The sequence below is a fragment of the Lentzea sp. NPDC051838 genome (assembly GCF_040681245.1).
In the GTDB taxonomy this organism is placed as follows: Bacteria; Actinomycetota; Actinomycetes; order Mycobacteriales; family Pseudonocardiaceae; genus Lentzea.
Window position 1 is genome coordinate 122825 of record NZ_JBFAYI010000020.1, and the last position, 11430, is coordinate 134254.

Annotated in this window: 15 protein-coding genes; 2 read left to right on the plus strand and 13 right to left on the minus strand. The window is 68.3% G+C overall.

The genetic code is table 11. The annotated features are described in order from the left end of the window. Window positions 1-122: 122 nt before the first annotated feature. The 7 genes from AB0M24_RS32920 to AB0M24_RS32950 are packed head-to-tail and all read right to left on the minus strand — an operon-like array spanning window position 123 to window position 4786. The gene (locus AB0M24_RS32920; RefSeq protein WP_363776876.1) at window positions 123-584 is read right to left on the minus strand and encodes a hypothetical protein; all 462 of its coding nucleotides are present in this window, start codon (window positions 582-584) and stop codon (window positions 123-125) included. Next, entirely contained in the window at window positions 578-1807 is a 1230-nt protein-coding gene (locus AB0M24_RS32925; RefSeq protein ID WP_363776879.1) for a DUF58 domain-containing protein, read from the minus strand. Before AB0M24_RS32925 ends, AB0M24_RS32920 begins: the two co-directional genes overlap by 7 nt. Then, the gene (locus AB0M24_RS32930) at window positions 1804-2745 is read right to left on the minus strand and encodes a MoxR family ATPase (RefSeq protein WP_363776882.1); all 942 of its coding nucleotides are present in this window, start codon (window positions 2743-2745) and stop codon (window positions 1804-1806) included. Before AB0M24_RS32930 ends, AB0M24_RS32925 begins: the two co-directional genes overlap by 4 nt. Continuing rightward, window positions 2742-3092 (minus strand): hypothetical protein, encoded by a 351-nt coding sequence (locus AB0M24_RS32935; RefSeq protein ID WP_363776885.1) that lies wholly within the window; start codon window positions 3090-3092, stop codon window positions 2742-2744. Before AB0M24_RS32935 ends, AB0M24_RS32930 begins: the two co-directional genes overlap by 4 nt. Continuing rightward, window positions 3089-3691 (minus strand): DUF4129 domain-containing protein, encoded by a 603-nt coding sequence (locus AB0M24_RS32940; RefSeq protein WP_363776888.1) that lies wholly within the window; start codon window positions 3689-3691, stop codon window positions 3089-3091. Before AB0M24_RS32940 ends, AB0M24_RS32935 begins: the two co-directional genes overlap by 4 nt. A 55-nt stretch (window positions 3692-3746) precedes the next feature. Continuing rightward, entirely contained in the window at window positions 3747-4169 is a 423-nt protein-coding gene (locus AB0M24_RS32945) for a hypothetical protein (RefSeq protein ID WP_363776891.1), read from the minus strand. Then, complete coding sequence (locus AB0M24_RS32950; protein ID WP_363776989.1) at window positions 4169-4786, minus strand: uracil-DNA glycosylase; 618 nt, start codon at window positions 4784-4786, stop codon at window positions 4169-4171. The genes AB0M24_RS32945 and AB0M24_RS32950 overlap by 1 nt, the downstream gene beginning before the upstream one ends. A 30-nt stretch (window positions 4787-4816) precedes the next feature. On the opposite strand from AB0M24_RS32950, the gene AB0M24_RS32955 reads away from it, so the two are divergent. Both AB0M24_RS32955 and AB0M24_RS32960 read left to right on the plus strand, forming a co-directional pair. Further along, the gene (locus tag AB0M24_RS32955) at window positions 4817-6277 is read left to right on the plus strand and encodes a peptidase S10 (RefSeq protein ID WP_363776894.1); all 1461 of its coding nucleotides are present in this window, start codon (window positions 4817-4819) and stop codon (window positions 6275-6277) included. After that, entirely contained in the window at window positions 6274-6702 is a 429-nt protein-coding gene (locus tag AB0M24_RS32960; protein WP_363776897.1) for a GNAT family N-acetyltransferase, read from the plus strand. Before AB0M24_RS32955 ends, AB0M24_RS32960 begins: the two co-directional genes overlap by 4 nt. Here AB0M24_RS32960 and AB0M24_RS32965 read toward each other — a convergent pair. The 6 genes from AB0M24_RS32965 to AB0M24_RS32990 are packed head-to-tail and all read right to left on the minus strand — an operon-like array spanning window position 6699 to window position 11372. After that, entirely contained in the window at window positions 6699-7142 is a 444-nt protein-coding gene (locus tag AB0M24_RS32965; RefSeq protein ID WP_363776900.1) for a hypothetical protein, read from the minus strand. The two genes, AB0M24_RS32960 and AB0M24_RS32965, sit on opposite strands and share 4 nt — an antisense overlap. Beyond that, window positions 7143-7442, minus strand: a complete 300-nt coding sequence (locus tag AB0M24_RS32970) for a hypothetical protein (protein ID WP_363776903.1) — start codon at window positions 7440-7442, stop codon at window positions 7143-7145. Between the two features lie 49 nt (window positions 7443-7491). Then, window positions 7492-8487, minus strand: coding sequence for a dipeptide ABC transporter ATP-binding protein (locus AB0M24_RS32975; RefSeq protein ID WP_363776906.1), 996 nt, complete (start codon window positions 8485-8487; stop codon window positions 7492-7494). After that, window positions 8480-9466: an ABC transporter ATP-binding protein gene (locus tag AB0M24_RS32980; RefSeq protein ID WP_363776909.1), complete on the minus strand. Its 987-nt coding sequence runs from the start codon at window positions 9464-9466 to the stop codon at window positions 8480-8482. Before AB0M24_RS32980 ends, AB0M24_RS32975 begins: the two co-directional genes overlap by 8 nt. A gap of 9 nt (window positions 9467-9475) precedes the next feature. Continuing rightward, entirely contained in the window at window positions 9476-10450 is a 975-nt protein-coding gene (locus AB0M24_RS32985; protein ID WP_363776912.1) for an ABC transporter permease, read from the minus strand. Further along, entirely contained in the window at window positions 10443-11372 is a 930-nt protein-coding gene (locus tag AB0M24_RS32990; RefSeq protein ID WP_363776915.1) for an ABC transporter permease, read from the minus strand. The genes AB0M24_RS32985 and AB0M24_RS32990 overlap by 8 nt, the downstream gene beginning before the upstream one ends. Window positions 11373-11430 lie beyond the last annotated feature (58 nt).

Here is an 11430-nt window from a genome sequence, read left to right on the forward strand (position 1 = left end):
ACCCCCTTTTTCGCGCGTCTGAAGGGGCCGTTGTGACTACCGTCGCCGGGTGATGCCGAACACCATCCGGACTGACCTGGGGCTTGAGTCTGATTTGAGGAGTTCTCGCTGAGAGGAGCGATTCAGATCCTCAGCGCGACGACCCCGATCACGACCGTCAGAGCCCCCAGTCCGAGCAGCTCCACAAGCCCGAAGTTGGGCCCTGATGGGATGAACGAGGCGAACGCCGCGACACCAAAAGAGATCGCCTGGACAATGGCGAACCGCCGGGCTGGTGCTTTCAGCGCAGCGAGCTCGATCCTCGTTTTCACCGGAACGACCGCCGCCAGTCCGCACGTCACGTGAACGAGGTGCAGCGCCGGGATCATGAGCCACACGCCGAGCCGCAACGGGTGCCCGTCGCCGAACGCCATCGCGAGCGCCGCGTAGCCGATGAGCAACGCCGGCCCCGCGCTCCCCGGCATCAGCACGGACAACAGAGTCAGCCCCGCCACGATCGCCAACGGCACCGCGGTGTCCGACTCCAGGTGCAGGATCACCGCCACGGGCACCGCCGCGAGCACGATCAACAGCCGCATCAGCATTCGCGCGTCACCGCCACCCCGTGCTCGGCCATGCGCCGCAGCCGCTGCCGGTGCTCCGCCGCGATCATCTCGGCCGCGACCTCGCCCCACGGCGTCTCGAGATCGGGCTTCAGCGGCAACGGCAGCGTGTTGATCGCCAGCACGACGTGTCCGTGCTTGCGCGTCTGCACGGCCAGCTCGGCGATCTCGTCGTCGAGGAACGGCGACAGCAACACGACCACACAGCCGTGCGGCAGCTTCCGCAGCGCGACGCGCGACGCCCACCCCGCCGCCTGCACGCACACGACCAGCTGCGTGCGGATCCGCATCAGGTGCCGCCGCCCGACGCCAGACCGCACGTTGAGCTGTGGCCTGCTCAGGTCCATCAACCCGACCCGGTCGCCCTGCCTCAGGTACCCGGCGGCCATCGACGCCGCCCGCCGCACCGCCCGGTCCAGGCTGCCGTCGGGCCGCGTCGTGGCCCCGTACTGAGGAGACGACCAGTCCGCGACGTTGACGCCGACATCAGTACGAGTGTCGAGAGCCAGCACGATCTCCGCGTCGGCCTCCGCGTGCCGTTCGCGGACGTGCACGGTGCCGGTCCGCGTCGTCACCCGCCAGTCGATGCGCTTGAGCCGGTCACCGGGCTGGAACACCCGGATGTCCCGCAGCTCCGTCGAGTCGCCCGCACGCGGCGAGCGGTGGATGCCGACCAGGCCGGCGGGACGCGGCGGCAGCGGTCCGGACGGGTGGTGCTCGACCGGCGGCAGGATCGTGCGGACGTGCTCGACCCCGACGATCGGGCCGTAGACGTGCATCCCGTCCGGCCCGGCGAACAGGTGGTCCAGCCGGAGGTCGACGCCGGGCCCCCACGCGTCGCGCCGGATCTCCACCGGCAGGTCGGGCGAGTGCGCCGGGAGCGCCCTGACCCCACCCGGCAGCTTGATCACCGCGATCTCCGCGTCCGCGCCGTCGACCTGGGCGACGGTGTGCACGACGCCCGCACCGGCTCCGCGCGGCACCGGCCGAACGCTGACCGTCGGTGTGCCGGACGGCTTGTGCGTCAGCAGCACCGAAAGGATCAGCGGAACTCCGAACAGCACCATCTCGACCTGGTGCAGGAACATCCCGGCGACGATCAGCCCGACACCGAGCCACACCGCCCGCGAGTAGGCGTCCGTCGGATGCCAGTGCGCGCCGTGCGACTGGGCGAACGCCTCCCTGATCTTGTCCGCTCTGCTCATGAGCTGGGCGGGCCCGGAACCTTGCCGAGCAGCTCGGTGACGACCTGCACCCCGCTCACCCCGGACGTCCACGTCTCCGGCTTCATCACGAGCCGGTGCGACAGAACGGCGACCGCGCACTCCTTGACGTCCTCAGGAGTCACGTAGCCACGTCCGTCCAAAGTGGCCAGCGCACGAGCGACCAGCACCAGACCCTGCGCACCACGCGGCGACGCACCGACCTCGACGGACGGGTGCTGCCGCGTCGCCACGGCCAGATCCACGCAGTACCGCAGGAGATCGTCGTCCACTGTGGTCTGTTCGAGCTCGGCCTGCAGTTCGGCGAGACGGCCCACAGCAAGCACCGGCGGCACCTCGGCCTCTTCCTTCTGCCGCGCGAGCCGTCGCCGCAGCACCTCCACCTCTTCTTCCGCGGGCGGATAGCCGATGTCGAGCCGCACGAGGAACCGGTCGAGCTGCGCCTCGGGCAACGGGTAGGTGCCCTCGTACTCGACGGGGTTCGAGGTCGCGAGCACGTGGAACGGCCTCGGCAACGGGAACGTGCGTCCCTCGACCGTGACCTGACGCTCCTGCATGGCTTCCAGCAGCGCGGACTGCGTCTTCGGCGGCGTCCGGTTGATCTCGTCGGCCAGCAGCAGCCCGGTGAACACGGGCCCCTGGTGGAAGTCGAACTCACGCGTGCCGGGGTCGTAGAGGAACGACCCGGTGACGTCGGCGGGCAACAGGTCCGGCGTGCACTGCAGACGCCGGAAGTCCAGCGACAACGCCTGCGCGAGCGACCGCGCAATCAGCGTCTTGCCCAGGCCCGGGACGTCCTCCAGCAGCACGTGCCCGCCGGCCAGCACAGCAGCCAAAGCCAGCCGCACGGTCCGCGTGCGCCCGACGACGACCTTGCCGATCTCGTCGAGAACGGCTTTGGCCTCCAACGCGATGGTCACTCGACTCTCCTAAGCCTTTCCGCGAGTTCTTGAGGGTTCGGCATCTCGGATGCGTCGATCCCCAGTCGGTGCAACCGGCCCCGGAACCGCTCCTGGTACCGCCGCGGGCTTTCCGCCGCCTCGGCCAGCCTGGACGTCAGCGTGCTGGCGTGCGCGGTGCTGATCGAACCGGGCGCCGCCGGTGCCGAGCTCCACACGATGTCCGTCGCCCGCCGCAGCCGGGTGATCAGCACGGCGAACGCGGTCGGCGGAACGGCCAGCGCCGCCGACCAGAACGGTGACGCGCCCAGCAGCCAGATCACCACGCCGATGGCCACCCCGACGCCCAACGCCAGCGCGGTCTTCACGCGAGCTCCCGGACGATGCGGCTCAGTTCCCGTTGCGCCTCTTGAGCTTGCTCGGCGCTCACGTCCTCGTGCCCGAACCTCGCACGTTGGTAGAGGTTCTTCAGCACGGTCGCATCGACACCAAGCCGCTCGGTGAACTCCGTGGGCGTCTGGTGCGGCAGGCGCTCCTCGGCCTCCTCCAGCGCGAGCCAGGCGGCGATCACGGCGTCGCGCGGCGGCCGTTGCGGATGGTTCGTGAACTCCTGCAAGGCTTTCTCGACGCGCTGCACCGCCGAGGCGGTCTCGCCGACCTCGAAGTCCTCGATCTCCACTCCGCGCGCGCCCCTCCGACGACGCCAGCGCGGCAGTTCCAGAGCGAGGATGATGCCGATGAGTCCGAACAGGACCAACGCGGTGAGCGCCAGCAGGTACACCGTGAACGGCCACGCGATGACGCCCGGCAGCTCCTGCGGGATCGGCACGTCCATCGACGGTTCCTGGTTCTGCGCCGGCGGGCGGTCCTGCATGCGGTTGACGAGCGTGACCGGCGACGAACCGCTGGCCGCGACGACGACGATCAGCAGCGCCGCCACCGCCACCCCGGCCCGCCACCACTTCATGCGGGTCAGCCTGACACGGAACGGGCCCGTTCGGATGATCCTTCGACCAACTCGCCTAGTCGGGCAGCGGCTTCGCGTGGCAGCGCTCCATCAGGGTGAAGCACTCCGGACCGTCGAGCCGCAGCATCACCTTGCGCAACGCCGCCGAGTGCTCGCCGATCCGCTTCCGCATCAGGTGACCACTCCCCGTCGACAGGCCCACCGCCTGCAACGGGCCCAGGTCGCACGCCACGTACAGGCAGCCGAGGTCGGCGTGCCACCTCCGGTAGGGCTCCCCGCCCGACACCTCCACGTAGGTGGTGAACCCGGTCTCGCCTTTCCCCCACCAGGAGGAGATCGAGATGTGCATACCGGGGCGGTGGTAGGTGAAGCCGTCGTCCTCCAGTTCTGGGCCGAGGAACCCGTACTTCTCGACCAGGAACGCGAAGGCCGGCGGCCCCTCGGTCTTCAGCACCTGCATGGGTTTTGGCTTCCCCATCAGCTCACCGCCCTCCGCAGCACCTCCTGAAGCATCTCCTGGGTCAACTTCCCGGTGAAAGTGTTTTGTTGCGAGACGTGGTAGCAGCCGAACACCCGCAGCCCACCCAGCGACACCTCGACCCCGTGCCCGAACTTGGGCCGCGCGGACCCCAGCAGCGGCAGGAAGGCCTGCCACCCGAACGCCCCGAGCACCACGACCGACCGCAGCGAAGTCATCAGTCCGAACTCCTCGCGCAGGAACGGCGTGCACCGGTCGCGTTCCTCGGGGGTCGGCTTGTTGGCAGGAGGCGCACATCGAACGGGAGCAGAGATCCGCACGCCGTACAGCTCCAGCCCGTCGTCCACCGAAACCGACTCAGGTTGCGACGCCAGCCCGACCTCGTACAGCGCCCGGTACAGAAAGTCGCCGGAGCGGTCGCCGGTGAACATCCGGCCGGTCCGGTTCGCGCCGTGCGCGGCGGGCGCGAGGCCCACGATCAGCAGCGACGCGTCCAGCGGTCCGAAGCTCGGAACCGGCTTGCCCCAATAGTCCCAATCCCGGAACGCCGCACGCTTCTCCGAGGCGACCGACTCACGCCACGCGACCAGGCGCGGGCACGCTCGGCAGGCCGTTATTCGATCGTCGAGTTCCGTAGTGTTGCTCCTATGTCCGAGGAGAAGACCGAAGAGAAGCCCGCGACTCCCGCTGATGACCTGGTCACCACCCAGCACAGCATCACCGTCAAGGGCCGCGAGCTGAACTACACAGCCACCGCCGGGCGTGTCGTGCTCAAGGAAGAAGTGGTCAAGGACGGCGTGTTCGAGGGCCACAAGCCCAAGGCCGAGGTGTTCCTGACCGCGTACACGCTCGACGGCGCCGACCCGTTGAAGAGGCCGGTGACGTTCGCGTTCAACGGCGGGCCCGGATCCGCGAGCCTCTGGCTGCACATGGGCATTCTCGGGCCGCGCCGGGTGCTCAGCGGCGACGTCGGCAACCTGACCGCGCCGCCGTACGGGCTCGCGGACAACGAGGAGTCGTTGCTGGCCGAGAGCGACCTGGTGTTCATCGACCCGGTGTCGACCGGCTTCTCCCGGGCCGCACAGGGCGAGAAGCCCTCCAGCTACCACGGCTACCAGCCGGACATCGACTCCGTCGCCGAGATCATCCGGCTGTGGACGGCGCGCAACGGCCGGTGGATGTCGCCGAAGTTCATCTGCGGCGAGTCGTACGGCACGCTGCGCGCGGCGGGCCTGGCCGAGCACCTGCAGAAGAAGTTCGGCATGTACGTCAACGGGCTCATGCTGATCTCCTCGGTGCTGGACTTCGCGACGCTGGAGTTCAACGAGGGCCACGACCTCGGCTACACGCTCTTCCTTCCCACGTACGCGGCCATCGCGCACTACCACGGCCTGCACGGCGACCGTCCGCTCAAGGAGGTGCTCGCCGAGGCGGAGGACTTCGCGTCCCGCGACTACCCCTACGCGCTGGCCCGCGGCAACAGGCTGTCCGACGTCGAGCGCGCCGCGACGATCGAGAAGCTGGCGCGGCTCACCGGCCTGACCGAGGAGTACGTGGACGCGGTCGACCTGCGCATCGAGCACATCCGGTTCTTCACCGAGCTGCTGCGCCGCGACCGCAAGACCGTGGGACGCATCGACGGCCGCTTCACCGGCTGGGACACGGACTACGGCCGCGAGGGCATCTCCGCGGACCCGTCCATCGACGCGATCCTCGGCCCGTACGCGGCGGCGATCAACCACTACCTGCACGCCGAGCTCGGCTACTCCAACGACCTGCCGTACGAGACCCTCGCCTGGTCGGCCATCGAGAAGTGGTCGTACAAGGAGTTCGAGGGCCGTCACGTGAGCACGGCGGGCAAGCTCTCGGCGGCGATGCGGGCGAACCCGCACCTGAAGGTCCACGTCGCGTTCGGCTGGTACGACGGCGCCACGCCGTACTTCGCGGCCGAGCACCTGATCGCGCACCTGCAGATCCCGAAGGAGCTCGCCGCGAACATCGAGTCGGCCTACTACCCGGCCGGCCACATGATGTACGTGCACGAGCCCAGCAGGATCCAGCAGTCCGAGGACCTGGCCGCGTTCGTGCGGAACTCGTCCAACACGTGATTCTGGACCTGGCCGACGACGCCGTCCTGCACGAGCTGTGGACGGTGCAGCGGCTGGCCTACGCCGTCGAGGCCGAGATCATCGGCTTCGACGGCATTCCGCCGCTACACGAGACACAGCAGGAACTCCGGCAGTGCGGTGAGACCTTCCTCGGGCTGTACGACGAGGAAGGTCTCGTCGGCGCGGTCTCGTACCAGCTCGACGGGTCCACTGTGGACATCTGCCGGCTGGTCGTCCACCCACGCGCACATCGGCGCGGCATCGCGTCCAAGCTCCTCGACGCACTGCCTGAGGGGCCGCAGATCGTCAGCACCGGCACCAAGAACGAACCCGCGCTCCGGCTGTACCGGAAGCGCGGGTTCGTCGAAACGGGCCAGACGTTGATCGCCCCGGGGGTGACGATCACGCACCTGGGCAAGCCCTAGGCCCACTTGGTGTCGAAGCAGTTCGCGTCCACGTAGTCGCGAACCGGTGCCGGATCGCCGGCCGCGGCGCGAGCTGGCGCGTCCCGCACGAACTGGCGGCCTGCCTTGTCGTCCTCCGGCGGGTACCGCGTCACGAGGTTCGTGATCGCGTCGAGCGACGAACTCGCCGCTGCCGAGTCGCCACGGGTGACGGCGGCGTCCCAGGAGCGGTACCAGGCGCAGGTGTTGACGACCGCGAGCGCCTGGCGCGAGTAGCTCTGCTCGTCCGCGGCCGGCGTGGTGGCCTTGATCAGCGCGTCCAGATCCGGGCGAACGTCCGCCGGCCACCTCATCGTCGAATAAAGCGAACGAACCTCATCCGCGTATCCGACGGGTTCAGCGGGTGCGGCCGTCGCACTGCAGCCGGCCACGAACAACAAGAGCAGGCAGGCGAAACGCATTCAGCTCACGTTCCACTTGACGGTGCCGTTCCACGTGTCCGTGGTGTTGCTGCCGTACGACTTCGCGGAAAGGCAGAAAACGGTGCTCGCGCGGAAGTTCGTGTCGATCCGCACGTACGGCGTCGGGTCGGCGTTCTGCAAACGCACGGCCGAACCCTCAGCGCCACCTGCACAGCGGCGCCACTTCACGTCGATCTCCGGGCCGTCGGTCTTGCGGACGTAGATGTTGGTGCCGCCGACGTGACGACAAGCCACCGGCAGGGTGTTGCCGCACACCGTCAACGCCAGAACGCCCTGCACGACGAAAGAGGGGCCGCGCCCAAGGCACGGCCCCTCGATCAGATGAACATCAGACGACCGTGCGCTCCTCCGCGAAGTGGCACGCGGAGGGGTGGCCGTCGTTGCGCACGACCAGCTCCGGCACCTCGGTGGCGCAGATGTCCTGCGCCTTCCAGCAGCGCGTGCGGAACCGGCAGCCCGACGGCGGGTCGATCGGCGACGGCACGTCACCGGTCAGGCGGATGACGTCACGGCGACCGCGCTGGGTCGGGTCCGGCACCGGCACGGCGGACAGCAGCGCCTGCGTGTACGGGTGCATCGGCCGCTCGTAGATGTCGTCCTCGGTGCCGATCTCCACGATCTTGCCGAGGTACATCACCGCGACGCGGTTCGACAGGTGGCGGACCACCGAGAGGTCGTGCGCGATGAACAGGTACGACAGGCCGAGCTCGGACTGCAGCTCGCCCAGCAGGTTCATCACCTGCGCCTGGATCGACACGTCCAGAGCCGACACCGGCTCGTCGCACACGATCACCTTGGGCTTCAACGCCAACGCGCGGGCGATGCCGATGCGCTGACGCTGACCGCCGGAGAACTGGTGCGGGTACCGGTTGATGTGCTCCGGGTTCAGGCCCACGGTCTCCAGCAGCTCCTGGACCCGCTGCTGACGCGACCCCTTCGGCGCCACCTCGGTGTGGATCTCGAACGGCTCACCGACGATGTCGCCGACCGTCATGCGCGGGTTCAGCGACGTGTACGGGTCCTGCAGCACGATCTGGATGTCGCGGCGCAGCTTGCGCAGCTCCGCGCCCTTCATGCCGAAGATGTCGCGGCCCTCGAACTTGGCCACGCCCGCGGTCGGCGGCTCCAGGCGCATCAGCACCTGGGCCAGGGTGGACTTGCCGCAACCGGACTCGCCCACGACGCCGAGGGTTTCGCCCTTGTTCAGCGTGAACGAGACGCCGTCGACGGCCTTGACGTGGCCCACGGTGCGCTTGAACAGCACGCCGACGCGGACCGGGAAGTGCTTGACGAGGCCCTCGACCTCGAGGATCGGCTCAGCCACGAGCGACGACCTCCTCCGCGATGTGGCACCGGCTGGTGCGGCCCATGCCGAGGTTGTGCACGGTCGGCACCTCGGTGGTGCAGAGCTCGAACACCCGCGGGCAGCGCGGGTTGAACGGGCAGCCGGCGGGGATGTTGGTCAGCGACGGCGGCAGACCCTTGATCGTCTTGAGCTCCTGGCCCTTCAGATCGAGCCTGGGCAACGACTCCAGCAACGACTCGGTGTACGGGTGCCCCGGCGCGCGGAACAGCTCGTACACGTCGGCGTGCTCGACGATGCGGCCCGCGTACATGACCGAGATCCGGTCCGCGACGTCGGCGACGACGCCGAGGTCGTGGGTGATCAGGATCATGCCCATGTCGCGTTCCTTCTGGATCTCCGCCAGCAGGTCCATGATCTGGGCCTGCACGGTGACGTCCAGCGCGGTCGTGGGCTCGTCCGCGATCAGCAGCTCCGGGTCCAGAGCGAGAGACATCGCGATCATCGCGCGCTGCCGCATACCGCCGGAGAACTGGTGCGGGTAGTCGGAGATCCGTCCCTTGGCGTTCGGGATCTTGACCTGGTCGAGCAGCTCGACGGCGCGCTTGCGGGCGTCCGCTTTGGACATCCCGCGGCGGACCTTGAGCTGCTCCTCGATCTGGAACCCGACGGTGAACACGGGGTTCAGCGCCGACAGCGCGTCCTGGAAGATCATGGCGATGCCCTCGCCACGAACCTGGCGACGGTCCTCCGCCGACTTCGACAGCAGGTCCTCACCGCGGAACTTGATGGAGCCCTTGGTGATGAACGCCGGCGGCATGTCCAGGATGCCCATGATCGTCTGCGCGGTCACGGACTTGCCGGAGCCGGATTCACCCAGCACGGCAAGGGTTTCGCCCGCGGAGACGTGGTACGAGACGCCGTTGAGCACCTTCGCGACACCGTCGCGGGTGCGGAATTCCACGTGGAGATCCTCGACCTCCAGCAATGGCTGAGTCACAGGATTCCCCTATCGGGACTTGGGGTCGAGGGCGTCGCGCACGGCGTCGCCGAGCATGACGAAGGCCAGCACCGTGACGGTGACGAAGCCCGCGGGGAACAGCAGCATGTGCGGTGCCGACTGGAAGTAGTCGCGGGACTCAGAGATCATCACGCCCCACGACACGACCGGCGGGCGCAGGCCGATGCCGAGGAACGCGAGCGTCGCCTCGGCGCCGATGAAGGCGCCCAGTGCGATCGTCCCGTACACCAGCACCGGTGCGACCGTGTTCGGCAGCAGGTGCCGGAAGACGATGCGCAGCGGCGAGGCGCCGAGACCGCGGGCGGCCTTGACGTAGTCCTGCTGCTTCGCCACCAGCGTCGCCGAACGCATGATGCGCATGACCACCGGCCACGACAGCACCGCGATCGAGAGCACCACCTGGGTGACGATCCGGACCACGCCGGGGTTCTCGGTCGGTGCGTTCAGCGTGGTCAGGATGACGATCGCGCCGAGCACGAACGGGATGCCGGCGAAGATGTCCGCGAACCGGGACAGCACGCTGTCGATCCACGTCGCCGCGTAACCCGAGATGATGCCGACGAGCGAGCCGATGACCACGGTCAGCAGCGTGGCGAAGATGCCGACCAGCAGCGACGCGCGGGCGCCGTGCATGGCGCGGGCGTAGACGTCGTAGCCCTGCAGGTCGTAGCCGAACCACGCGTCACCCGACGGCGGCTGCAGCGACTTGTCGAGGTCGGCGTGGCGCGGGTCGACGGAGGTGAACAGCGTCGGCCAGATCGCCATCAGCACGATGACCGCGATGATCACCAGCGAGATGATGAACGAGGGCTTGCGGCGCAGCTCGCCCCACGCGTCGCTCCAGAGCGAGCGAGGCTTCTTCTGCTTCTGCGACGAGTCGTCGACGTGGCTGAGCTGGTCGACACCGGCCGCCGCGGCCGCTTCGAGTCCGGAACCGCCGGACACGGATCCTGGGTCACTCATAGCGAATCCTCGGGTCGAGAACGGCGTACAGGAGGTCGACGAGCAAGCTGGCCAGCAGGTACACCAGCACCAGCAGGGTCACGATGCCCGTGACCATGATGCCTTCCTTCTCCTGGATGCCGCGGAAGATCAGGCCGCCGATGCCGTTGATGTTGAAGACGCCCTCGGTGACGATCGCGCCACCCATGAGGCTGCCGAGGTCGGTGCCGAGGAACGTGATCACCGGGATCAGCGAGTTGCGCAGCAGGTGGATGCCGACGACGCGGGTCTGCGGCTGGCCCTTCGCGATGGCCGTGCGCACGAAGTCGGCGCGACGGTTCTCGACGATGCTCGTGCGGGTCAGCCTGGCCACGTAGGCCATCGAGAGACTGCCCAGCACGAAGCCGGGCAAGATCAGTTCCCCGATCGTCGGATCGGAGCTGACCGAGGTGTCGATGAGGTCGAAGCCCTGCGGGCCGAGGTAGAGGCGCAGGACGAAACCGGTGACGAAGACCGGCAGCGAGATCAGGAACAGGGTCGAGACCAGGACCAGGTTGTCCAGGAAGCCCTGCTTGCGCAGACCGGTGAGGACGCCGGCGGTGATGCCGATGATGGCCTCGATGATCACCGCGATGATGCCCATCTTGAACGTGATGGGCCACGAGGTGGCGATCTGCTCGCCGACGGACACGCCGTTGAAGGTGGTGCCGAAGTCTCCGGTGAGGAGGTTGCCGAGGTACTTGAAGTACTGCAGCAGCAACGGGTCGTTGAGGTTGAGCTTCTGGCTCATCTCAGCGATGTAGGCCGGATCGCACGGCCGCTGGCCGCACTTGCCCGCGAAGGGGTCCTGAGGGATGGCCCAGACCAGGGCGTAGATCAGAAAGGTGGTCCCGAGGAAGACCGGTATCAGCTGCAGCAGACGGCGCAGCACATAGCGACCCATTAGGTCGGCTCCTTGCGTGGTGGGGGGCGCCCCGAGCCTGAACACCGCTCCGGCCCCA